General features: G+C 51.4%; 22 protein-coding genes. 3 read left to right on the forward strand and 19 right to left on the reverse strand.

Annotated features, from left to right (window positions below):
- Nucleotides 1-527: 527 nt before the first annotated feature.
- The 19 genes from CEK71_RS06400 to nifE all read right to left on the reverse strand — a co-directional run bounded on the left by CEK71_RS06400 (nucleotide 528) and on the right by nifE (nucleotide 17087).
- Entirely contained in the window at nucleotides 528-1556 is a 1029-nt protein-coding gene (locus CEK71_RS06400; RefSeq protein WP_088618605.1) for a dihydroorotate dehydrogenase-like protein, read from the reverse strand.
- On the reverse strand, nucleotides 1549-5169 hold the full coding sequence (nifJ, locus tag CEK71_RS06405) for a pyruvate:ferredoxin (flavodoxin) oxidoreductase (RefSeq protein ID WP_088618606.1): 3621 nt from the start codon (nucleotides 5167-5169) through the stop codon (nucleotides 1549-1551). The genes CEK71_RS06400 and nifJ overlap by 8 nt, the downstream gene beginning before the upstream one ends.
- A gap of 121 nt (nucleotides 5170-5290) precedes the next feature.
- Nucleotides 5291-6097, reverse strand: a complete 807-nt coding sequence (locus CEK71_RS06410) for a DNA-binding protein (protein WP_088618607.1) — start codon at nucleotides 6095-6097, stop codon at nucleotides 5291-5293.
- Between the two features lie 253 nt (nucleotides 6098-6350).
- Nucleotides 6351-6599: a hypothetical protein gene (locus CEK71_RS06415; RefSeq protein ID WP_088618608.1), complete on the reverse strand. Its 249-nt coding sequence runs from the start codon at nucleotides 6597-6599 to the stop codon at nucleotides 6351-6353.
- A gap of 284 nt (nucleotides 6600-6883) precedes the next feature.
- Complete coding sequence (locus tag CEK71_RS06420) at nucleotides 6884-7213, reverse strand: cupin domain-containing protein (RefSeq protein WP_088618609.1); 330 nt, start codon at nucleotides 7211-7213, stop codon at nucleotides 6884-6886.
- A gap of 139 nt (nucleotides 7214-7352) precedes the next feature.
- The gene (locus tag CEK71_RS06425) at nucleotides 7353-8084 is read right to left on the reverse strand and encodes a dinitrogenase iron-molybdenum cofactor biosynthesis protein (protein WP_088618610.1); all 732 of its coding nucleotides are present in this window, start codon (nucleotides 8082-8084) and stop codon (nucleotides 7353-7355) included.
- A 1-nt stretch (nucleotide 8085) separates the two neighbouring features.
- Entirely contained in the window at nucleotides 8086-8538 is a 453-nt protein-coding gene (locus tag CEK71_RS06430; RefSeq protein WP_088618611.1) for an ankyrin repeat domain-containing protein, read from the reverse strand.
- A complete protein-coding gene (locus CEK71_RS06435; RefSeq protein ID WP_251827730.1) occupies nucleotides 8538-8852 on the reverse strand; it encodes a rhodanese-like domain-containing protein in 315 nt (104 codons plus the stop codon). Before CEK71_RS06435 ends, CEK71_RS06430 begins: the two co-directional genes overlap by 1 nt.
- A gap of 20 nt (nucleotides 8853-8872) precedes the next feature.
- Nucleotides 8873-10606 carry an ATP-binding protein gene (locus tag CEK71_RS06440; RefSeq protein WP_088618612.1) on the reverse strand — a complete coding sequence of 578 codons (1734 nt, stop codon included), beginning with the start codon at nucleotides 10604-10606 and terminating at the stop codon, nucleotides 8873-8875.
- Between the two features lie 182 nt (nucleotides 10607-10788).
- Nucleotides 10789-11358 carry a hypothetical protein gene (locus CEK71_RS06445; RefSeq protein ID WP_088618613.1) on the reverse strand — a complete coding sequence of 190 codons (570 nt, stop codon included), beginning with the start codon at nucleotides 11356-11358 and terminating at the stop codon, nucleotides 10789-10791.
- Between the two features lie 134 nt (nucleotides 11359-11492).
- Nucleotides 11493-11870, reverse strand: a complete 378-nt coding sequence (locus CEK71_RS06450; protein WP_088618614.1) for a hypothetical protein — start codon at nucleotides 11868-11870, stop codon at nucleotides 11493-11495.
- The gene (locus CEK71_RS06455) at nucleotides 11867-12364 is read right to left on the reverse strand and encodes a hypothetical protein (RefSeq protein WP_088618615.1); all 498 of its coding nucleotides are present in this window, start codon (nucleotides 12362-12364) and stop codon (nucleotides 11867-11869) included. Before CEK71_RS06455 ends, CEK71_RS06450 begins: the two co-directional genes overlap by 4 nt.
- Entirely contained in the window at nucleotides 12364-12687 is a 324-nt protein-coding gene (locus CEK71_RS06460; RefSeq protein ID WP_088618616.1) for a (2Fe-2S) ferredoxin domain-containing protein, read from the reverse strand. The genes CEK71_RS06455 and CEK71_RS06460 overlap by 1 nt, the downstream gene beginning before the upstream one ends.
- Before the next feature lie 37 nt (nucleotides 12688-12724).
- Nucleotides 12725-13042, reverse strand: coding sequence for a ferredoxin III, nif-specific (gene fdxB, locus CEK71_RS06465; protein WP_088618617.1), 318 nt, complete (start codon nucleotides 13040-13042; stop codon nucleotides 12725-12727).
- A 13-nt stretch (nucleotides 13043-13055) separates the two neighbouring features.
- Nucleotides 13056-13268: a CCE_0567 family metalloprotein gene (locus CEK71_RS06470; RefSeq protein WP_088618618.1), complete on the reverse strand. Its 213-nt coding sequence runs from the start codon at nucleotides 13266-13268 to the stop codon at nucleotides 13056-13058.
- Between the two features lie 11 nt (nucleotides 13269-13279).
- Complete coding sequence (locus CEK71_RS06475) at nucleotides 13280-13753, reverse strand: NifX-associated nitrogen fixation protein (RefSeq protein ID WP_088618619.1); 474 nt, start codon at nucleotides 13751-13753, stop codon at nucleotides 13280-13282.
- 66 nt (nucleotides 13754-13819) lie between these two features.
- Complete coding sequence (gene nifX / locus CEK71_RS06480; protein WP_088618620.1) at nucleotides 13820-14305, reverse strand: nitrogen fixation protein NifX; 486 nt, start codon at nucleotides 14303-14305, stop codon at nucleotides 13820-13822.
- Nucleotides 14296-15693: a nitrogenase iron-molybdenum cofactor biosynthesis protein NifN gene (nifN, locus tag CEK71_RS06485; RefSeq protein ID WP_088618621.1), complete on the reverse strand. Its 1398-nt coding sequence runs from the start codon at nucleotides 15691-15693 to the stop codon at nucleotides 14296-14298. Before nifN ends, nifX begins: the two co-directional genes overlap by 10 nt.
- Nucleotides 15693-17087, reverse strand: coding sequence for a nitrogenase iron-molybdenum cofactor biosynthesis protein NifE (gene nifE / locus CEK71_RS06490; protein WP_088618622.1), 1395 nt, complete (start codon nucleotides 17085-17087; stop codon nucleotides 15693-15695). Before nifE ends, nifN begins: the two co-directional genes overlap by 1 nt.
- Nucleotides 17088-17521: 434 nt before the next feature.
- Between nifE and CEK71_RS06495 the strand changes: the two genes are divergently transcribed.
- Genes CEK71_RS06495 through CEK71_RS06505 form a run of 3 tightly spaced genes read left to right on the forward strand, consistent with a single transcriptional unit; the run spans nucleotide 17522 to nucleotide 22407 of the window.
- On the forward strand, nucleotides 17522-18163 hold the full coding sequence (locus CEK71_RS06495) for a TetR/AcrR family transcriptional regulator (RefSeq protein WP_088618623.1): 642 nt from the start codon (nucleotides 17522-17524) through the stop codon (nucleotides 18161-18163).
- Nucleotides 18164-19240 carry an efflux RND transporter periplasmic adaptor subunit gene (locus tag CEK71_RS06500; RefSeq protein ID WP_088618624.1) on the forward strand — a complete coding sequence of 359 codons (1077 nt, stop codon included), beginning with the start codon at nucleotides 18164-18166 and terminating at the stop codon, nucleotides 19238-19240. It begins immediately after the preceding gene.
- Nucleotides 19237-22407 (forward strand): efflux RND transporter permease subunit, encoded by a 3171-nt coding sequence (locus CEK71_RS06505; RefSeq protein WP_088618625.1) that lies wholly within the window; start codon nucleotides 19237-19239, stop codon nucleotides 22405-22407. Before CEK71_RS06500 ends, CEK71_RS06505 begins: the two co-directional genes overlap by 4 nt.
- The last annotated feature ends 26 nt before the right edge of the window (nucleotides 22408-22433 follow it).

Raw genomic sequence — 22433 nt, forward strand, 5'->3', positions numbered from 1 at the left:
ATCCTTCCTAAATGTTGCCAGATATCAGGTTAACCAGCACGGCCACCACCAGAATTCGGTCTTGCTCGTCAAAAAGACAAAAGACAAGCCGCTTTCAACCGCCGCTGCAAGATTTTCAGTATCGTCAAAGACGTTTACCGGGGCAAACACAAAAACTACTCCCTGACATGGAGCTTGGTGGCCGCGTTGGTTAACCTGAGATACGGCAACATTTAGGAAAGATGTCTTATCTTAATTTTATGAGATTTTGGTCTAGACAATGGGGAGTACCTTACTCCAATTGGCTTCCAGATAGTGGTTTTGAACCTGATGGATTTCTAATGTTAGAGCATTACTTAAATGACATAAGAAATGAGGGTTACGTTGAAATGGAGATTTTTGTTAAATTAAAAAATTGTAATCTATTTGGTAGTTCTACAATAAGCAAAATGGCCGGGCAGAATGACTTGCCTGACCATTCTCCTATATTAAACAAGCTATTGATTTTTAATATAAAAAGCAAAATTAGTAAAAAACCACGGTCGTCCCTATCGCAACACCCCCGCCGGATAGCTATAACTATCCAGCACCTGCACATAATTCGCCCGCTCGTAAGCACTGGGGTCTATGGCGTGTTGTTGGCTGACGCTGCCTTTTAGTTGGCTGACGGATTCATACTCATGTTCGGTCAGCCACGCGGCCAATTCCCCTAATAATTCACGCAGTTTATCCGCACCGTGGGTCAGTAAGACACTGCAAAGTTGTACGGCATCCGCTCCGGCCAGCAGGGCTTTGATAATATCAGGGGCGGTATGGAAGCCGCCTGTGACGGCCAGCGACAATTTCACCCGTGCGTACATTAACGCCGTCCAGCGGATACGCAATAAGGCTTCCGCCGACGTGGACAATTCCAATTTTGGCACGACTTGCAAGGTCTCCAGATCAATATCGGGCTGATAAAAGCGGTTGAACAAGACCAGCCCATCGGCACCGGCCTGTTCCAATCGTTTGGCGAAATGGAGTGGTGAGCTAAATTGTGCGGACAGTTTTAAGGCAATCGGCAAGCGGATATGTTTTTTCAGTTCTTGGACAATATCCAGATAACGGTTTTCTACAGTTTGGCTGTCTTCAAGGATGTTAGCCGCCAGATGGTAAATGTTCAATTCCAACGCGTCGGCCCCCGCTTCTTGCATATCCCGCGCGTAATCCAACCAACCGCTGACGGATGTGCCGTTGAGGCTGGCGATAACCGGAATGGCTAAGTGGGTCTTCAGCTTTTGCAGATGCTCCAGATAATGTTGCTGGTAGGTCTGCACGTTGGCGGGAACAGGGTGGAAGGAGTCGGCCTCACCGTGGCCTAGTGCTTGCTGGAAAAAAAAGCGGGCGAAATGGCGGGTTTCGGCGGTGATTTTCTCTTCAAACAGCGAATACATGACGATGGCTGAGGCACCGGCATCCTCAAGCCGCCGCGCACTGTCCAAGTCCTTGCTCAGGGGCGAGGCGGACGGGATGAGCGGATTCGCCAAGTGCAGGCCTAGGTAACGGGTGCTTAAGTCAACGCTGGGTAAGTCAATCATGGCTGGCCTCGGTTTTTAATTGGGCTTTGACTGCCGAAACGGAGGTATTTTCATCCCAAACCAGTTCGGACAGTTGTTTATAATAATGGTAGCGGTGTCTCACATCTTGTTGCGCCTGTTGCAAAAACGCTTCCGCCGCCTCAGGCTGGCTTTGCCATAACATGCTGAAACGGGTTTCGCTCATGACAAAATCGCGGTAAGGGATAGAGGGTTCAGCAGAGTCCAAGTGCATGGGGTTTTTGCCGTGCTTAATTTTGTTAGGGTCGAAGCGGAATAATGGCCAATGCCCGCTTTTGATGGCCAAATTCTGTTGGCGGTGGTTGTTGGACAAATCGACACCGTGAGCGATACAAGGCGCGTAAGCGATAATGATCGAGGGCCCGTCATGGGCTTCGGCTTCCAAGAACGCGTTCAGGGTTTGGGTGTCTTTACCCGCGTAAGCAACATGGGCGACATAGACGTTGGGGTAGTCCATCGCCAATAAGGCCAAGTCTTTTTTCGCGGTCGCCTTGCCGCCTGCCGAGAATTTGGCAACCGCGCCTAAGGGTGTGGATTTAGAGGTTTGCCCGCCGGTGTTGGAATAGACTTCGGTGTCCAGTACCAAAATATTGACGTTGCGGCCACTGGCGAGGACATGGTCGACCCCGCCAAAACCAATATCATAAGCCCAGCCGTCGCCGCCGATAATCCAGACGCTCTTTTTACATAAATGGTCGGCGAGTTCCAATAAGGCGATGGCTTTGCTGTGGCTGAGTTTGGCGAGATGGTGTTTTAAATCGGCGACCCGTTCGCGTTGTTCGTAAATTTCCGCTTCATCGGCTTGGTTGGCCGTTAGGATGGCATCGGCTATTTCAGCCCCTAGTAAGGAGCGTAAGTCTAATAATAATTCTTGGGCGTGGCCGCGCTGTTTATCAAGGGCGATGCGTATGCCTAAGCCAAATTCGGCATTGTCTTCAAACAGTGAATTATTCCAAGCGGGGCCGCGGCCTTCGGCATTTTTAGTCCAGGGGGTTGTCGGTAAGTTACCGCCGTAGATCGACGAGCAACCCGTGGCGTTGGCAATCACCATACGGTCGCCGAACAGTTGCGAGGCCAGTTTTAAATACGGGGTTTCGCCGCAACCGACACAAGCGCCGGAAAATTCAAACAAGGGCTGCATGACCATCGCGCCTTTGATGGTGTTGGTTTTTAACAGGCGGCGGTCATATTCCGGCAGGCTTAAAAAGAACGCCCAATTGTCGCGCTCGCTTTCCACTAAAGGGGCTTGCGGCTGCATGTTTAAGGCTTTGCGGCTGGCATTGGACTTGTCGCGTATCGGGCAAATGTCGACACACAAGGTACAGCCTGTGCAATCTTCCGGTGCTACTTGGTAGCTCATCGCCAAACCTTCGGGAAAATCTTTGCCTAGCATCGGTGCGTGTTTGAAACTGGCGGGGGCATTTGCTAATGCTTCTGTCGCATAGATTTTACTGCGGATTACGCCATGTGGGCAGACCATCACGCATTTGCCGCATTGGGTGCATAGATCGGTCTCCCAAACCGGGATTGCCATCGCCAGATTGCGTTTTTCATACGCGGCAGTGCCGGTCGGAAATGTACCGTCGCAGGGCATAGCACTGACGGGTAGCAAATCGCCATGCCCAGCAATAATTTCGCCTGTCACCTGTTTGACAAAATCGGGGGCCGAAGCCGGGATGCGGGACGGGATACTCCAACCCGTATCATTGGCGGGTAGGGCGGCGTAGTTGACCGGGTGCAAATTGGCTAAGGTGTCATCAATGGCCTGAAAATTCAGTTCGACAATGCGCTGGCCTTTTTTGCGGTAGGTTTTTTCAACGGCGTGCTTGATCGCGGCAATCGCCTGATCTTGGGGCAGCACGCCGGAAATGGCGAAAAAGCAGGTTTGCATGATGGTATTGATGTGCTTGCCCATGCCGCACAGCTCGGCGACTTTATAGCCGTCGATGACATAAAAGCGCAGGTTTTTCGCCCGCATTTGCTGCTGCATTTGCGCGGGTAGCGAAGCCCAGACCTGTTCGGGCGTTTGTGGCGAGTTGAGTAAAAACACCGCATTAGCGGCGGCGTTTTTCAGCATATCGTAGCGTTCTAAGAAAATCGTTTGATGGCAACCGATAAACTGGGCATCGTTATCGGCAATCAGGTAGGTCGAGCGTATCGGCTGTTTGCCAAAGCGCAGATGCGAGACGGTAATGGCGCCGGATTTTTTCGAATCATAGACAAAATACCCTTGCGCGTATAGGTCGGTCGCTTCACCAATGATTTTTATGGTATTTTTATTGGCGCTCACCGTGCCGTCACTGCCTAGGCCATAAAACATCGCCTGGAAAGTCTCGGCCTGGGCATCGGTGCGGAACGCCGCGTCCCACGCTAGGCTGGTATGGGTAACGTCATCATAGATGCCGATGGTGAAGGGGTTTTTCGGTTGCGGTTGTGCCAGTTCGGCAAAAATCGCCCGAATCATGCCGGGGGTGAATTCCTTTGAGGACAGCCCATACCGTCCGCCGATAATGGTCGGAAAACCTGAAAATTTGCGGTGATTTTGGGCAATCGCCGTCACCACGTCTTTATATAGCGGCTCGCCATCTGCACCCGGCTCTTTTGTGCGGTCGAGTACGGCAATTTTGTTGCAAGTGGCGGGTAAGGCGGCAATCAGAGCCTCGGCAGAAAAAGGCCGGTACAGACGCACTTTCAGCAAGCCGACGGTCTCACTGTGGTTATTTAAGTAGTCCACCGTTTCCGCCACCGCTTCCGCCGCTGACCCCATGATGATAATGACCCGTTCGGCCTGTTCTGAGCCAAAATAATCAAATAATTGGTAGTGACGGCCTGTCAGTCCGGCGTAGCGGTCCATTACCTGTTGGACAAGGCCGGGCATGGCTTGATAATAGCTATTAACGGTTTCACGGGCCTGAAAATAGACATCGGGATTTTGCGCCGTGCCGCGCAACACCGGACGGTCAGGCGTTAGGCCGCGTTGGCGGTGGGCGTGTAGCCATACCTCGTTAATCATGGCGTGTAGCACCGTATCATCGGGCAATTGAATCTTGGCGATTTCGTGCGACGTGCGGAAGCCGTCAAAAAAGTGCATCAGCGGAATTCGCCCCGCCAACGCGGCGGCATGGGCGATTAAGGCAAAATCTAACACTTCTTGCGGCGAGTTGGCGCAAAGCATCCCGAAACCGGTCATCCGTGCCGCCATCACGTCGCTGTGGTCGCCAAAGATCGACAAGCCCTGACAGGCTAAGGAGCGGGCGGCGATATGGAAGACCGTGGCTGTCAGCTCGCCAGCAATTTTGTACATATTCGGCAACATCAGCAACAAGCCTTGCGAAGCAGTGAAGGTGGTCGCCAACGCCCCCGCCTGTAAGGCCCCGTGTATCGCCCCGGCGGCTCCGGCCTCGCTTTGCATTTCGATGACCTGCGGCACCGTCCCCCATAAATTCACTTGTCCCTGTGCCGACCATTCGTCCGCCCATTCGCCCATCGGCGAGGCGGGGGTGATCGGGTAAATGGCAATCACTTCATTGAGCTTATGGGCGATAATCGCGGCGGCCTGATTGCCGTCAATAGTAAGCGTTTGCTGATGTGGCATAAGGCACCTCTTAAGATGAGCGCTGGTTAACGCATTAACAGATTACAATAATCTTAATCCTAATGAGGTATTTGTCGAGCAGAATTTATGTTTATCGTATTTTCTTAAGAAAGCTCCGTACTCAACGGCTTGGCTTATTACCAGGCACTGATTTGATTTTAAAGCGGTGCGGCTTATTCTGCCCTTGGTCAAGTTTACTTAAAACCTGTTGCAAGCGTTGTTGTTCTTGGCGCAAGCTGGCGCAGACTTGGCGCAAGCTGGTTTCGGATTCGCTCAATACGGCAATTTGTTGGGCTTGCCTTTGAATTTTTTCTTGCCATTTTTCTTCAAGAAACTGCTTTTCCTCGCTGAGCCGCCGGGCAAACCACTCTTGCTCTTGCGCTTGTTGCTGTTGCCAACGCAGAGCCTGTTCCTGCATAAGCTTGTGTTGCTCCTGCAACTGCTTTTCGTTGGCCGCTACCTTTTCTTGCAACTCCGCATTCTCTTGTTGCTGTCCGTTCAGTTGCTGTTGCAAGGCTTGGCTGTATTGCCCTGCTTGCGCTAACGCGGTGTCGGTGTCCCTAAGTATGGCTTTTAACGTTTGCTGTTCCTGTTGCTGCTGGACCAGTACCGCTTGGTTTTCGGCCAAGCTATGCTGATAGGCTTTTTCTTTGTCAAGATAGGCCTTTTCTGCCTCTAGCACCGCCAGTTTCCAGACTTGTTCGACGCTATGGATGAGTGTCACCGGAATATCGGGGCGGTGCAATTTGTCAAAATGCTGTTCGGCAAAATGTTGCGTCCATTCGTTCATCGCCTTTTTGATGGTCGTCGGACTATTGACCCCAATCCGCTCCCGGATCAGGTCAATAGTAGGAAAACGGCCTAATTCGGTGAGAATCCGGTCACAACAATCGTAAGCTCTAGCGTAGGTGTCGGTGAGTTTGGGCATGGTAAGGCGTAACCGTATAGGTAAGAAAACGGGAGACTTAAGCCGCTGCCGCACCTAAACAACAGATGAAACGTAAGGTAGAAAAGGGAAGCGCCTAAAGCCAAAGTATAGGTGCTTATTATAATGAACTTTTTCAGTGTATTGCTGATAATGAAATCTTCTTACAATACCTTTGCCAAATGGATAGGTTAAGCTGAAGCCTGAATTGCCCCCAACCCACTGATTGGCCTAAAGCCCCTTCCCAAACGCCGCCCTATTTGGGATGGATCCTGCCGATTTCTACAGCCCCGAAGACGGTGTTGCCGATTAATAAACTTTTCACGTCCAGGCCAAGCGATTTGATAACGCGGAGCGTGTATTTTTGCGCCCTGAAGAGCGTCTTCATGTCCAAAATGCCGAGTTTTTCGTCACCGCCCATTTTGGCGGCCATCACCTGCGAAAAGGTCACCATGAACAGGGAAAGGTCGGCGGCATTGCCGACTTGGGCCGCGCCGATGTTCATGAAGTCCTCTAACCTCCAATGCTGCTTGGCGGCGCGGAAATTGAACCGGGGGAAGCAGTTAATATTGCGTCCATTTTAACAGGATTTTTGTTAACAAACTTCTGCACCACTACTTAGCTTATATCATTGGCTAAATTACATTATGCACGTTCCTAAGCTAGGAATAACGGAAAGCCAGCTTGGTATAAAATAGTTTTTAGCCATTTTGTAGATCGCCGCTAGGATTTTAAAGATTGATACACACCTAAACCATCGGTAAAGGCTAAAAGCCCTTGCACACCGCTTTAGTCCGGCGAGCAACTATGTACCGCCAGCCATACCGTGACTTCTTCCGCCGCCGTCCATGCCACCCGATGTTTGGTATGGGCAGTAATCAGCACATAATCACCCGCATTTAATAGGCTATCAGCTTGGTCTTCATAAGCAAGCTGGGCTTGGCCTTGTAAGACCAACACCCATTCATCCCAAGGCTGGTCATACCAGAAACCCTCGGCACTGGCATGGCCTTGCGAGACAATGCGCTCGATATGGACGTGCGGGTTTTTGAACAAGGTCGTGAAAAGCTCTTCTGGCAATTGCTTGGGAATGTCGGCAAAAATATGGGTTTGGCTCATAAGCGGGACAGTTTGGCTAGAGGTTTAAAACACCGTCTAGTTTACCCGTCTGTTTGACAATATGCTATTATCGGCTAAGCCAGCTTAAAATCTGGGCGGCAGTATCAGCCTGCCCAGGCTATATTATGCTTTCGTTGCCTTAACCGACTGCCGACTGCTCTGCTGCTGCATCATGGCTGAAACGGACGCTGTCTTCGGCAGACCGTCCCAGGGCTTTGGCAAACCAAGGTGGCGGCGCGGCAAAAACGGCTTGGAATTCCTGCAATTGCGCCACCGCTTCGGTGACATCCGGCACTTTAATCGGATAAATATCGGCGCGGATTACTTTTGCCGCCGCTGGCCCACCGATAGACTGCACGAATAAGACATGGCAATCTTTAATCAATTGGGCGCGGAACAAGTTACGGTCTTCGGCACTGTCGGCTTCGATGGTCGAGCGGATGTCCACTAAACGGTAATCGGTAGCCGATAATTGGTAGACCAGGAAACGGATGCACGAGCCAAAATGGCCGTTAATTAACGCACCACTGTTCGAGCCGATGGCGACCCGGATCGATTCGGGCAGGTCGCCGTCTTGGTAGGGCATAATTTCCGGCAAATCTTCGTCTTGGTCTTCATCACCCCACAAATAGCGTACCGCCAGTTTGATATTGGCCAGACCGATGCCGATGTCTTCGCCGTCTTCTTCGCCATCTAAACTGCCCAAGCCCGTTTTTAGGTTAGTGACGGTGATGGATTTGAGCTTTTCGTCAGTTAACGGCGAACCGACCCGTTCATGCAGTATGCCCAGTAATTTAGGTATATCAATGCCGGGTAAGATGCGTGATGCCAAAGCGATGCGTAAAGCCAGTTCACGGGGTAATGCGTCCATTTCAAGCTCCTGGTTTAACAAGCGGGGATAAGAATTTGAGGATTTTTCGGGTTGACGCTAAGTCCACCGCAGTAAAATCATCATGGTTTTTCAGGGTCGGATCAGCCCCGCCCTGAATAAGCTGTTCGACCACCGCTTCCCGGCCACTGGAGGCGGCAAACATCAGGGCAGTCGCACCTGAGGCCGGGCTTTGGTAATCCGGGTCAATACCTGCCTGTAGCAAAGCTGCGATACACTCACCGTTTTGGGCATAACAGGCCGCCCATAAGGCGTTATTGCCATAATCATCGACGACACTCAGGTCGGCCTGTTCGGCCAGTAAAAACCTGACAACATCACTACGGCCTTGCTGGCAGGCCAAGATTAGCGGATACAGGCCTGCACTGTTTTGTGCCGTAGGTTGGGCGATTGAAAAATAATTGTCTTGCAGCCAAGCCCATACTTCCGTTTTCATCAGGCCGCCTGAAGGGCTTCCCGCCAACTGGCATAGCCACCATCCAGGCTATAGACGGCCTTGAAACCGAAATCGCTAAAGAATTCGGCAAGATGCTCACTGGCATGGCCGTAATAGCAATAAATCAATAGGTCACGTTGTTTATCGCCGCGTTTGATTAAGGACTCTTTCAGGCCCTCATGGACATGCAGCGCGTCATCAATATGTCCGGCCTTATAGTCCTTGGTGTCCCGGCAGTCCAGAATCATCGGGGCGGCAGCTTGGATCAACGTTTTTGCTTCGGCAACAGAAATTTTTTTATACTTAATAGCCATTGGGCTTTCCCTCTTAAAATTTACGGCAGGGCGGCTGGAGACAGTCCCCCATTAGCGGGCTGATCTAAATCCATACCCCGAAATATGGAGCAACGGGTAAAGACATCCAACGTCGGCGGGACGTTTTTATGTTGGCAAAACTTCGCCACTAATTTAGCAAGCCCTTTGATGTCGCGGCCTGTCGCCTGCGGGAAGTTATCGGCAAGTTGGCCGATCAGGGCGGCATCGATATTCAGCTCAAACTGGGCAGCCATCACTTGCCAAATTTTCCGCCGGGCTTCAGTATCCGGCGGGTAATACTTAATCAGGGCGATACAGCGCGAGACGATAGCCTCGTCAATATCATCGACGCGGTTGGTGGTCAAAAACAGCAGGCCATTGAAATATTCCAACACCCGCAAGAACACCCCAACCACAGCATTCATGGCGATATTGTTGTCACGGCGTTTGATATAAACATCGGCTTCATCAATCAGCATCACCGCACCCCAACGTTGCGCACGGGTCAGCACCTCTTTCAGGGCTTTTTCCATTTCCGCGACGCTCAACCCCAATTGCCCGGAATGCACCCGGTATAAAGGCCGTTTGATAATTTCGGAATAGACTTCAGCAGTCAGGGTTTTACCGACTCCAGCGGGGCCTGCGCATAACACGGTCGTGCCACCGGATTTGCCCGCGACAATATCATCCATTAACACATCCATTTCGGCGGTCAAAATATCAATCAGATCAATTTGTTCTTCACGCAAAATCAGCTTTTGCTTAAGTTCGGGCTGATATCGGTAAGGCTCTATATCGTTGACATGCACCCATAAATGATGATGCAGTTCCAGATGGAACATCAATAAATAGCCGTGTACGGGCAAATCGATGAACAGGCCTTTGGGGATTTCCGCTTGGGTGGCTTCCACGGCATTTTCGACCTTGCCGTTATAGCGGGTGCTTTTGGCGGCTTTGCGCAAATATTTCGCCAAAATATCGCCTTTAGCATCGGTGGTTAACGCCCGTTCGCTCAGGATGCTTTCATCGCAGACCAGCCGGGCATTACCGCCTTCGGTGGACAGCACCACCACATCCTTACGCGCCCAATCGGTGTTACGGTGCGTGGCGGTAGGGTCTTCGGCGTAAAAGCCCGTGCCTTTACCGAGAAATTGGTCGCCGGATTGGCCGCACCAAGTAAAATAACGTTCGGCGGCTTCATCATAGCTGCTGATCAATTCCGGCGTTTCCTTGATATAGCCCTTGGCCAAGAAAATTTCCGTAATGGTTTTATTGGCAATATCACGGGCGCGGATAGTGACGGTGGAAATGGCCACCTTGCCTTTGGCATTGGCCTTTAATTCCAGTGTCACACGTCCGGTCTCTTCCTCGCCGGACGGCGTGTAATCCAAGCGGGTGACCAGATAAGCCATCGGCTTGCCCGCGACATTGGCTTGAAACAACCAGCCGCGCAAGGCATTATGGATAAGATAATGGGCAATGGCGGGCAGCAACATTTCCAGATCATCTTCGGTAAACGTCACAATATCGTCGTTCATCGCTTTTTGTAGCGTCGACAATTGCGCGACATGGCCTTGCATCGCCACACCCTCTTGCTGGTACAACACTTGCAAATAATTCAGCTCATTGTCGGAAAGTTGCTTGAAGGGGATTTCGGCCTTATTGCCAAACCGCAATTGCTCTTTTAACGCCGCCAAGCCCGGAAACTCATCCACCATCGCTTCTACATATTTGCGTTCTATTTGCAGTTTCATGGCTACTCCATAAAGGGGGGCGTAGTGTAGACGGGTAGCCGCCGACGGATTGGCTGGCTTGCTTAAAGTTATGGTGTAGACAAATCGCTAAAGACAGCCGACGCTTGGCTTAGCCGTTATGTCCGGCAAGCCAAGCGGCACTAAAGCTTATCCTTTGATAATGCCTTAGGCTAAAGGCTAGCTTAAATCGCCCCTACTGACGCATCTTTGACCACGACAAAGGTATTCGCTTGCGCTTCTTCATACGTCACCAGCGGTGCTTTGGTTTTATAGGTTTTGGCGGCGGCATAAGCGATGGCCACTTTATCTTCGGCGGATTGGTTTTTCAGCTCGCTTTTTTCGATATATAGCTCTTCTAAAATCTCGTTCCAAACCAAGCCTTCTTTGTAAGGCAACAAGATATAAGTGACCCCGGCCAATTCAACTTGCAGGCTTTTGGCGATATTTTCGACATAGACGATGGCAACACAATCGCTGGCAATGTCGGCCTGATATTTTTCTACAAAAACAGGCAATAAATCGAGCTTAGGCAATAGGCCGTTGATAAATTTGATTTTGTCATTTTCGATAATTAACGCCGAATGGATGAACAGTGCTTCGGGCGGCTTGCGGTCGTGCGTGGTGCCTTCGCGCAACGCGCCTTCTTTCAGCACCAAATCGCCGCGATACGCATAAACGCCCGCCGTGCTGGTTTGGCCGTTGACTAAAGTGACGGTTAATAAGCCTTGGGCCTGATAAGTTTCTAATAACATGGTTTTCTCCAATATTCAGTAAAAATAATGTGTTAGGAATGGGTATGAAATAAACTCATCAATTAAGGCCTTGCAGGTTTTGGCAACCTACAAGGTCTGCCGGATTAATGCCGAAATTATTTCATGCCCGTTCCTTAGGGAGTTAAGGGCAGTAATTTGGCTTCCGCTTTGATATTGTCCGCTTGTCCCCAGGCTGTGACCCCTTCAACAAACCATTGGCTTTTACGCGGATGGGGTTTGACGACATCAAATTCAGCATAAAAACTGCCGTCGCTGTTAAATTGCAGCTTACCCAAACGTTGCTTATTGGCATGGTTAAACCAATGGCAGGCCAGATTATGCCCCCCCGTATACGGGTCTTTGACCAGCTCGAAACGAGCTTCGTCATACTGCGGGTAAGGCAGGGCTTCGCTGGCGGCAAAACCCAGTTTGTCGATTTCCGCGCTTAGGCGCTGGCATACGGCTTCGCCTAAGGGGCGGTTGGCCGTAATCTGTGCTGTCAAATCGCTCATGCCGCCATCCCCGCCGCTAAATCCATAATCACCGAAGCCCCCGAAAGGTCTTTCGGATCCAGTTGCCGCAAATGCGCCAATACCTGTTGCGCCTCGCTGTCATAGCCTTGCCGTAATTTGATGAAGGCTAACGCTTTCAAGGTGTACAAATAAAACAAGGTGGTATCATTGGCATACAAATCCCATTGTTTGGGCTGTTGCGCCAGTTGGCTATAATCTACCGGAAACTGGCCTTGTCTTGCCGCTTCCGCCAAACCCGCCCTGACGATGCGCTCGGCATCGGCTAGGCGTTTTTGGAAAAAATAAAACTTATACAGGGCGAAATAGGTTTGCAGGCAAGCGTTATCCAAGCTTTGCGCCTGTAAAAATAGCCTTTCCGCCCTGCTGTGGTCTACCGAACTGGCGGCGACCGCCGCTTGTAAAAGCTGGTTGACCGCTTCCGGGATGTCCGGGCTAAACAGCACCCGTTCTTCAATCAGCGTAACAGCGGCCATCACCAAATCTCGGCGGGCATCAACAAATCGGCGACTGGCTCGCCGCCGAGCAGATGTTGTTCGATGATGGTTTTGACATCGTCTTTTTGCACTTTGCCGTACATCACACCTTCAGGGTAGACCAGTACACTAGACCCCATCATGCACGGCCCCATGCAGCCGGTATTGGTCAGGCCGATTTTTTCAAATAAGTTACGCGCTTGGATTTCGTTCATGAACTCATTCATGACTTCGGCACAACCCGACTGGGCACAAGAGCCGCGCGGATGACCCTGCGGACGGTTTTGGGTGCAAACAAACACATGTTTTTCGGGTCTGGGCATGATGAATATCCTTTAAAAAGTTACAAGCGACTAGCGGCTAGGCGGCAATTTTATGGGTATGGGTAAAGCAAGCTTTAGGGCAAACTTTTGAGCAAGCCTCGCAACCGATACAATCAAGAGAATTTTTAATGCTCATGACCATACTGTTATCGTCATCGTCTTCAAAATCACCGTAATCGTCGTCAAAATCCTCGGCATCCAAGGCTTCTGCCTTATCCACCAAATCAAACACATCGCGGGGGCAGACTTTAAAGCAGCGGCCACAACCGATGCAGGTCTTTTGGTTAATGTCGGTAACGTATGCGGGAGTCCACTCCGAACCGCCAAAGGTAACGCCGGTGACAAATTCAGCCATGATGTATCTCCGCTTAGGCCGCCGCCGCTTGGGCGGCCAGCAGTTTTTGGTTAGCTTCATCCCAAGCCTTGCAGGCGGCATAAACTTTTTCGGCTATGCCCATCAATTCACCGTAACCATCCGGTAAACGGTCTTCGATCAAGTCATGCAAGACCATCGCCTGTTCACTCGCCAAGCGTTTGGTTTTTTTGACTTCTTTTTCCAGGGTTTTTAAATCGTCAGACATGGCAAGCCCTCTTAATCCGTTGCGGCAGCGTTATATTTTTCGATTAAGCCCAACGCTTTTTCGATGACTTTGTCGGTTTTGTCACACAAGTCTTCCAAGCTGGCGAAGCCGAAACGGTGGGTGTCGCGTAAAATTTTATCGACCACAATCAGCTTACCGACCATGATTAACGCGCGGCCAAACCCTTCGTGGCTAAGATGCACGATAGGGGCGGCCATCAATCCGGTCTTTTTTTCGATCAGGGTCGCCAACGAGTTGTAATAGGCTTTTAAACGGGCGATGGTGATTTCATCAGGGTCGCCAATAACCGGAATGCCTTGTTTGCGTTCTTTGGTCAACACAACCGGGTCGATGATTTTAGCTTCCGACCAACCTGCATAAGTATCGTAAGTGTCAATCGCGCGTAATTGTTTAATGTAGTCTTTGACAATATCAGAACTTAAATGGACATCGTCTTCGGCTACGACTAATGCGGCAGTACTCATGGTGTTCTCTCCGTTTAATGATTAGTGGGGGTGTTTGTGCCGGCTTGGCAATGGGCAAACGGGCAGCTATTCATCCCAGCCCTCATCAAGCATTTTATTGAAGCGCTCGGGATCCGGGCCTTTGTGTTGGTTAATCGCCTTCGCCAACCAGCTTGACGGGCCGGCTTTGATTTCGTTTTGCAAATCGGCAATCAGGTCTTTAATCTTGCTGCCTTCATGCACCTTGACGGGCTGGATATTTCTGGCGATCAGTTGGTTAATCGCCGACCCGCCGACCGCTTGGCAATACACCGCCGCACAACCATCGAGCAGGTCAAGCTTGACCGACAGCTTATCTTCGTTACCGTCTTGGTTAAGTTCGCCAAACTGCGCGGCTTCCAATAACTGCGAATTTTCCATATCCACGGCATAAATGGCGAAGGATTTCGCCGAGCCGAAATGCTGATTAACCGTGTCCATATCGGTAGTGGCGAACGCGATTTTTAAGGCGGTTTCCATAAATTTTTCCTCTTCTGTGTCAGGCACAATGTGCATTCGTCTGGTTAATGACATGGCTGTGGCCGGTCGGTAAGTTCACTGGCGGGTTTTTGCGCGTACACAGAGTGGTACACAGGAATTTCTTCATGCGAATAATTGATGACCAAGTTAGCCAAATCAAACAAGGTTTGCCGTGTGCCCCGATAACCGACCCAGGTTTTCTGGTAGCCGCCGATAATGTCGTACAAGGGGAAACCCGCGCGTAAAATTGGCGTACCCAGCCGTTCGGCGGTATCTACCGCATGGGAGTTACCAATGACCAATTGCACTTTATTTGCCCGGCCCATCAGTTCCATGTCTTCCAGATCGCCAATTTTGATACTGGCGACCGGAATTTTCGCCAACAGCGGCGTATTGCAGGAAGTCACTGCCGCCACCACATCCGCACCCATTTCCTGTACCAAATCAATAAACGCCGCCAACAAATCGGCATCGGCGGCAATGGCGACCCGCAATTGCCCAAGCATAAAATGGGTGTCGAGCATGGCATCCTGCAACTGGGCGCGTTGCCGTTCGATGCGTTCCGGCACGGCGTTGCCACTGATCTTTGCCAAGGCGCACATCAGCGCGTCATTGGCTTTTAAGCCATAGAGGTGGGGTAGGGGATAGGTAGGCACACCCGTTTTGGCCTCCAACAGTTCGGCGGCCTTGCTTAAGGAGTCGCCAATCACGATGGTTGCCAACGCATCACCTAAGGTCGCCATTTCCGAGATAAGTGTGCCGCCGATTGTCACGGGGCTAAAATCATCATCGGTCAAACAACCGTCTAAGGAATCCGATAAATCAGGGACAAATACAGGCCGCAGCTGGAATTGCTCAAAAATATCGCGTAACGCCTCCAAATCACCCGGAGTCAGCATATAACTCGCCAAGACATTGACCTGACGCTTACGTTTGCCCGGATAGGTGCCAGCGGTTTTAGCATCCGGCACTAAAGCGAGGATGATTTCCACCAGTGTCGCCGCATAACCCGTCTCGACACTGCCCGTAAAATCAGGTGTATTGACCGCAACGACGGCGACATCGGCAAATTCTGGATTGGCCTCGCGGAACTCGCGGACATTACGGTGGACATCCGCCCCTTGCGTTTCGGCCAAGCCTGTCGTCAAAATCGTAATCAGCGCGGGATTGGATTTTTCGGCGATATTACGGATACCTTCGCGGACATTCTCATCCGCCCCCAGCACCGAACTGGCCTGATCCATAGCCGTGCTTTGCAACGGGATAGGCTCGCGGAAATGCCGGACAAAAAATACCTTGGCAAACGCGGTGCAACCTTGCGAGCCGTGTAGCATCGGCATAGCGCGATTGAAGCCTAAGGTTGCCAAAGAGCCGCCTATCGGTTGGCTGGCTTTTAGCGGGTTAACCGAGAGCGCCTTATTGCGCTTTAAAATATCAGCCATTACGCCGCCTCCGGTAAAGCCGCCAACGTTTTCCACGGTGCGGGAGCCCTAACGGCCTGCCAGACGGGACTTTCAATGGTCAAAGCCAATTGCCGTACCAATTCCAACATGCCTTGATAGCCTTCATAACCAAATTCGCGCTCTTGGTTAATGTCCAAGAACGGGATCTTCGCTTTTAAGGCCGTGTACATATTCCGGCCTCCGGCAATCAAAATATCGGCCTTATAATCATGGACGACTTTTAACAAGGCTTTCGGGCTACCGTCATTGATCATCAGGGTATCCTCACCCATCAGCTCCCGAATCCGCGCCTTATCCTCTTCGGTGGACTTGTTCGTACCCGTCGCCACCACCACCATGCCCAAATCTTGCAGAGCCGAAATCACCGACCAGCTTTTTACCCCGCCCGTAAACAGCAACACCCGTTTGCCTTTCAGCCGTACCTTCCACGGCTCCAATTCGGCACGGATGCGGCTTTCTTCGCGGGCAATCACTTGCTCGGTGCGGGCGGTCAAATCGTCATCACCCAAAGCTTTGGCAAAATCCCGCAAGGCTTGGCTAGTGTCGGTAATACCGTAAAAACTGCCTTCAAACCACGGTGTCCGGTAACTTTGCTGCAACTTCCGCGCGACATTAACCATCGCCTTGGAGCAAACCATCATATTGACTTCCGCTTTGTGCATCGTTTGCACTTCCCGGAACCGGGCATCGCCGGACAAAGTACACAGCACCCGCAAGCCTAATTCGTCTAACAGCGGCAACACATGCCAAAACTCGCCCGCAATATTGTATTCGCCAATCAGATTTACATCATGGATAGTAATAGGGCTGTCAGCAGGTAAGGGGTCAGGGTCGCGTGTGCCGATGACATATTTGACCATCGCATCGCCAGCAATCCGGTTGCCCAGGTTTTTTGTGCCATAAAAGCCCGCGCTGTCTATTGGCACGACTGGCACACCCCACAGCTCTTGGGCAGATTTACAGACGGCGTTGATATCGTCGCCGATTAAGGCAGGCACGCAAGTGTTATAAACGAACACGGCAGGCGGCGAGTAAGTGTCTATCGCCTGTTTAATGGCATGGAACAAGCGTTTTTCCGCCCGACCCATGACAATATCCTGCTCGGTCAGGTCGGTGGTCATGCCGATACGGTATAAGTCCGCGCCGGAAGAGCGTGTCCCCCGGTTATCCCACGAACTGCCTGCACAAGCGATAGGCCCATGGACGATATGGGCGACATCGGCAATGGGCAACAGGGCAATCTGCGCCCCGTCAAAAGCACAGCCACCCGCCGCCGACCCCGGCTTAGGCTTGGCACAACCGGATTTTTCCTTTTTGTTATGCTCGCAAGCGGGTTCGTCCAGCAACGCCGCAATGTCTTTTGTCGATTTCATGGCTTTTGACCTGATAGCTTTGTTTGTTAAGCTAAAAGCAAACAATGTGCCATTTATTATCCAATTGAATTATAACATATTTTAATGGATTTATTTTGTAGGGAACCTGACAATTTGGTGGAGGAGGGTGTGACAAGGCTGGAACAGGCGGGCAGTGCAGCCCGATGATCATGTTTTTCATAAAGCCATCCCAAATTTGTCGCTAACCACTGGGTGGGAAATAGGTAAGGAATGCAAAATAATCTCGGCGTAATCCGTATCGTGAAACGGGTCCTGGCATACGGCCATCTTGCCAATACACCAAGATCCGTACCCATTAGCATTTGCCTGAATTATTTGCGCCTTACAAAAAACAAGCTACGGCGAAAAAAAACCTTTTACACAATGTATTAACAATGTTAAATTAACGTCGTTAATAACATAATCTATTGCCCATGCCCCCTAAAGTTAAATCCGAACAAGACCGCGAACAGCTACGCACCCTGATCCTTGATGCCGCCCGCAGCTTATTTGTCGAGCGCGGCATAGAAGCGGTATCGATGCGGGAAATCGCCAAGCAAATCAAGTATTCTGCCACTACGCTATATAACTATTTCCAAGATAAAGAAGCCTTATTACAAGCCGTTTGTGATGCCGATTTTTTGGCCTTAGCTTCAGGGATGCGCGAGATTATGCAAATTCCTGACCCTATCCGGCGCATCCAAGCGCTATGCCAAGGCTATGCCCAATTCGCGCTACATCATCCCGGCCATTACCGCTTTATGTTCATGACCCCGCGCGGGCCTTGCAATATGGACATTACCCGTATCGAACAGGGCAATACCGAACAAGATGCCTATGCGCAACTGCAAACCATCGTGCAGGCGGCTTTTGATGCAGAACTGTTCAGGGCTGACCTTAACGATAGCGAACTGATTGTCCAAACCTTATGGGCGGGCGTACACGGGGTTTGTTCCTTACAAATCGCCCTAGGTAATGAGATTTGGATGCAATGGACTGACATTGATGCCCGACTCAGCTTAATGCAAAACGCCCTTTTACGCGGCCTGCTCCGCCAACCTGACAGGATTTTTTAAATGCGACATTTACTCTTTGGATTATTGGCCTTAATTTTATTGGTAGCTTGTGAAAAACCTGTAGAGCCCCCCCCGCCGCCGCGTCCGGCTTTGGTCATGCAGGTAGCTGACAGCGCCACAGAGACGGCAATGAGTTTGATAGGGCAAGTACAGCCCCGTTATGAATCTGCCCAAGGTTTCCGTATTGCCGGCAAAATTATTGAGCGGCGCGTGGAAATGGGCGCTAGAGTCAGTAAAGGCCAAGTTATCGCGCGGCTGGATGCCACCGATAGCCAGCTTAATGCGGCGGCGGCGGCGGCGGAAGTGGCTTCGGCGGAAGCCAGCCATGCCTTGGCGGTGGCGGAAGTCGCCAGACAACGGCAATTGTTCGCCAAAAAATTCATTTCCGCCTCGGCCTTGGATATTAAGGAGTCGGAGTTGAAAGAATCCAGCGCCCGCTTGGCGAAAGTCAAAGCCCAAGCCAATATCTCCGGCAACCAAACCCAATACACCACCTTGACCGCCGACCGGGACGGGGTAGTCAGCTTTATCCAGGCCGAACCGGGGCAAGTGGTTGCGGCAGGTGACGTTATTGTGCGTATCGCCGACATCCGTACCGTCGACGTGCTGGTTGCCGTGCCGGAATCGCGGATGGCGGAAGTCAAGCTGCAAGCTCCAGTGCTATTAAAAATGTGGGCGGATCAGCAAAAAACCTATACCGGGATCGTGCGGGAAATTGCCCCGACGGCGGACGCGGCGACCCGCACATTTAACGTGCGCATCACCTTGGAAAATACCGATGCTGCCGTTAAATTCGGCATGACCGCTGGAGTCCGGTTTGCTGCCCCAAACGCCGCTAATGACAGTAGTGTATTGATACCCAGCCGTGCTTTAACCGCCAATAACGGCAAAAGCCAAGTCTGGGTGATTGATGCTAATAACCATGCACAACCACGCGCGGTTGAAACGGGGGAGTTTCGGGAAGATGGCGTAGTGATCCGCAGCGGCTTAAGCACGGGCGAAACTATCGCCATCGCGGGTGTCCATACCCTTACTAAAGACCAACTGGTGCGTCCGGTTATGGAGACAAAACCATGAATAAGACTCCTGAACACGAAACCGCCAATACGGGCTTTAACTTAACCGACTGGGCATTGAAGCACCAGACCTTAGTTTTGTACTTAATGTTGGTGCTGACGGTGGCCGGTTTTATGGGCTATACCAAACTAGGGCAATCGGAAGATCCGCCGTTTACCTTTAAAGTCATGCTGGTACACGCCACTTGGCCGGGGGCGAGTGCTGAGGAAATGGCCGAGCAAGTCACCGACAAGCTGGAAAAGAAAATCCAAGAATTGCCGCACCTTGACATTATCAGCAGCTTTTCGCGGCCTGGCGAGACCATGATTTTTGTCATCATTAAGGACGACACCATGTCGTCGGCCATTCCTGAGTTGTGGTACCAGCTACGGAAAAAAGTCGGCGACATCCGCAATACCCTGCCGCAACAATTGGAAAGCCTGACTTTTAACGATGAATTTAGTGACGTGTACGGCAGTATGTATGCCCTGACGGGCGACGGTTTTTCTTATGCCGACCTCAAAAAACACGCCGAACTAATCCGTACCGAACTGCTTAAGGTCAAAGATGTCGCCAAAGTGGAATTTTTTGGCGAACAAAAACAGCGCTTATTTATCGAAATAGCCAATGCCAAACTCGTGACATTAGGCATCAGCACCCCAGAGCTGATCCAAACTTTGCAAAACCAAAACACCGTCGTGCGGGGCGGCACTTATGATTCCGCCGACGAACGTATCCGTATTGCGGTATCCGGGCGCTATACCGATTTGGAAGACTTGCGGGAGCTGCGCTTGCGTTCGCACCAGCATGATTTCCGCCTAGGGGATGTGGCAAAAATTTATCGCGGCTATGAAGACCCGCCCCATGACCGTGTCCACTATCAGGGCAAAGAAGCTTTATTGCTGGGCGTGAGCATGACCGACGGCGGCGATGTGATTGAACTGGGCCATAACCTCGATAAGGCCATTGCCGGTATCAAACAAAATTTGCTGGTCGGTTTGGAACTGAACACCGTCACCTCACAACCGGAAATTGTTACCCGTTCGGTCAGTGATTTTGTCCATTCCTTGGCCGAAGCTTTGGTGATTGTGCTGGGGGTCAGCCTGTTATCACTGGGCTGGCGTAGCGGTATCGTCGTTGCCATCACCATTCCGGTGGTACTGGCGACAACGTTCCTGGTCATGCAGCAACTGAATATCGGCCTGCATAAAATCTCGCTGGGCGCGTTAATTCTGGCCTTGGGGCTGCTGGTTGACGATGCGATTATCGCCGTGGAAATGATGTCGGCGAAAATGGAGCAGGGTTGGGATAGGCTGAAAGCCGCTTCGTTCGCCTACACCTCCACCGCCATGCCGATGCTGACCGGTACCTTAGTCACTGTGGCGGGGTTTTTGCCGATTGCCACCGCCGCTTCGTCCACAGGCGAATACACGCGGTCAATTTTTCAGGTCTCGGCGATTGCCCTGTTAGTGTCATGGTTTGCGGCGGTGATTTTTGTACCGTACTTAGGCTACCATCTGCTACCTGATTACGGCCAAGCCCCACAGCCCTCAAAATTGGGCAACTGGTGGCGGGCAACGCTGAAGCTGACACCGAAAGTACCCCAAGCCCACCACCACGACATTTATAACTCGGCTTTTTACCACGTTTTCCGAAAAGTCGTCACTGCCTGTGTGCGCTACCGTAAGACCGTCATTGCCATTACCCTTGCCTTGTTTGTGTTCGCGATTATCGGCTTCGGCAAAGTGCAGCAACAATTCTTCCCCGATTCGACCCGTCTGGAATTGATTGTCGACTTGCGCCTGACGGAAGGCGCGTCTTATACGGCGACCGAAAGCCAAGCGAAAAAGCTGGAACAATGGCTGCTCGAATGGAATACCCAACATCAGGGCATTGATAATTTTGTCGCGTATATCGGCAGCGGTGCGCCGCGCTTTTATTTGCCTCTGGACATCCAATTGCCGCACCGTGGTTTTGGCCAGTTTGTCATCCTGAATAAAACCCTGGCCGACCGCGAAGCTTTACGCAAAGATTTGCTGACCTTATTTGCCAATGACTTTCCGGCTCTGCGGGCTTCGGTGCTGCGTCTGGAAAATGGCCCGCCTGTCGGTTTTCCGGTGCAATTTCGGGTCAACGGCAGCAATATCCCTGAAATACGCACAATTGCCCGGCAAATTGCCGACATTATGCGGGCCAATAGTAACCTGACTAACGTTCAGCTGAGTTGGGATGAACCCAGCAAAGTGATTAAAGTCAGTGTCGATCAAGCTAAAGCCCGCTTGCTAGGCATCAGTTCGGCGGATATTGCCACGGTGTTGAATGGCGGGGTTCAAGAGCTATATATCACCGAATTTAGGGAGGGTATCGAGCGCATTGATTTGGTCGCCCGTGGCACGACCGAACAGCGTACCCGCCTGTCGCATTTGCCGGATCTGATGATTAACACACAAACAGGTGTGGGTGTGCCGCTGGCGCAAATCGCCACTATCAGCTACGAATTTGAAGAAGGTGTGATTTGGCGGCGCAACCGTATACCGTCCATTACTGTACGCGGTAATTTGCAAGGCGATTTGCAAGCCCCTGTAGTGTCCGGGCAAGTGGAAGAAAAATTAGCCGAGTTGAAAAGCCACTTGCCGCTAGGGATCAGTATCGAAACAGGCGGTGCGGTCGAGGAATCCGCGAAAGGCGGCGCCTCCGTAGCAGTGGGCTTCCCGCTGTTTCTCATCGCGGTACTGACCATCCTAATGATACAGTTACAAAGCTTCGCACGGGTCATATTGGTGGTGCTGACTGCGCCTTTGGGGCTTATCGGGGTCACCCTGGCCTTATTACTGTTCGATAAGCCGTTCGGTTTTGTCGCCATGCTCGGCACTATTGCCCTGTCGGGGATGATTATGCGCAACTCGGTGATTTTGGTCGATCAAATCGACCAAGATAGGGCAGGGGGAATGGCACCGTGGCAAGCGGTGGTCGAATCGACCATCCGCCGTTTCCGCCCCATCGTACTGACAGCGGCAGCGGCGATTCTGGCGATGATACCGTTGACCCGCAGCGTCTTTTTCGGACCCATGGCGGTCGCTATTATGGGCGGTCTGGCCGTGGCGACCTTATTGACGGTGCTGTTTTTACCCGCCTTATATGCGGCATGGTTTAGGGTAAAAATGCCTGAGGCACTGGATGAGGCCTGATAAGCCTCCTCATGAACCCATCCGTA

It is taken from the genome of Methylovulum psychrotolerans (assembly GCF_002209385.1).
Taxonomy (GTDB): Bacteria; Pseudomonadota; Gammaproteobacteria; order Methylococcales; family Methylomonadaceae; genus Methylovulum; species Methylovulum psychrotolerans.

Bases quoted from the DNA above. Each gene is read 5' to 3' on its own strand.
- CEK71_RS06400 (WP_088618605.1), bottom strand. From the start codon at position 1,556: ATGATTGACTTACCCAGCGTTGACTTAAGCACCCGTTACCTAGGCCTG.
- nifJ (WP_088618606.1), bottom strand. From the start codon at position 5,169: ATGCCACATCAGCAAACGCTTACTATTGACGGCAATCAGGCCGCCGCG.
- CEK71_RS06410 (WP_088618607.1), bottom strand. From the start codon at position 6,097: ATGCCCAAACTCACCGACACCTACGCTAGAGCTTACGATTGTTGTGAC.
- CEK71_RS06415 (WP_088618608.1), bottom strand. From the start codon at position 6,599: ATGAACATCGGCGCGGCCCAAGTCGGCAATGCCGCCGACCTTTCCCTG.
- CEK71_RS06420 (WP_088618609.1), bottom strand. From the start codon at position 7,213: ATGAGCCAAACCCATATTTTTGCCGACATTCCCAAGCAATTGCCAGAA.
- CEK71_RS06425 (WP_088618610.1), bottom strand. From the start codon at position 8,084: ATGGACGCATTACCCCGTGAACTGGCTTTACGCATCGCTTTGGCATCA.
- CEK71_RS06430 (WP_088618611.1), bottom strand. From the start codon at position 8,538: ATGAAAACGGAAGTATGGGCTTGGCTGCAAGACAATTATTTTTCAATC.
- CEK71_RS06435 (WP_251827730.1), bottom strand. From the start codon at position 8,852: ATGGCTATTAAGTATAAAAAAATTTCTGTTGCCGAAGCAAAAACGTTG.
- CEK71_RS06440 (WP_088618612.1), bottom strand. From the start codon at position 10,606: ATGAAACTGCAAATAGAACGCAAATATGTAGAAGCGATGGTGGATGAG.
- CEK71_RS06445 (WP_088618613.1), bottom strand. From the start codon at position 11,358: ATGTTATTAGAAACTTATCAGGCCCAAGGCTTATTAACCGTCACTTTA.
- CEK71_RS06450 (WP_088618614.1), bottom strand. From the start codon at position 11,870: ATGAGCGATTTGACAGCACAGATTACGGCCAACCGCCCCTTAGGCGAA.
- CEK71_RS06455 (WP_088618615.1), bottom strand. From the start codon at position 12,364: ATGGCCGCTGTTACGCTGATTGAAGAACGGGTGCTGTTTAGCCCGGAC.
- CEK71_RS06460 (WP_088618616.1), bottom strand. From the start codon at position 12,687: ATGCCCAGACCCGAAAAACATGTGTTTGTTTGCACCCAAAACCGTCCG.
- fdxB (WP_088618617.1), bottom strand. From the start codon at position 13,042: ATGGCTGAATTTGTCACCGGCGTTACCTTTGGCGGTTCGGAGTGGACT.
- CEK71_RS06470 (WP_088618618.1), bottom strand. From the start codon at position 13,268: ATGTCTGACGATTTAAAAACCCTGGAAAAAGAAGTCAAAAAAACCAAA.
- CEK71_RS06475 (WP_088618619.1), bottom strand. From the start codon at position 13,753: ATGAGTACTGCCGCATTAGTCGTAGCCGAAGACGATGTCCATTTAAGT.
- nifX (WP_088618620.1), bottom strand. From the start codon at position 14,305: ATGTCATTAACCAGACGAATGCACATTGTGCCTGACACAGAAGAGGAA.
- nifN (WP_088618621.1), bottom strand. From the start codon at position 15,693: ATGGCTGATATTTTAAAGCGCAATAAGGCGCTCTCGGTTAACCCGCTA.
- nifE (WP_088618622.1), bottom strand. From the start codon at position 17,087: ATGAAATCGACAAAAGACATTGCGGCGTTGCTGGACGAACCCGCTTGC.
- CEK71_RS06495 (WP_088618623.1), top strand. From the start codon at position 17,522: ATGCCCCCTAAAGTTAAATCCGAACAAGACCGCGAACAGCTACGCACC.
- CEK71_RS06500 (WP_088618624.1), top strand. From the start codon at position 18,164: ATGCGACATTTACTCTTTGGATTATTGGCCTTAATTTTATTGGTAGCT.
- CEK71_RS06505 (WP_088618625.1), top strand. From the start codon at position 19,237: ATGAATAAGACTCCTGAACACGAAACCGCCAATACGGGCTTTAACTTA.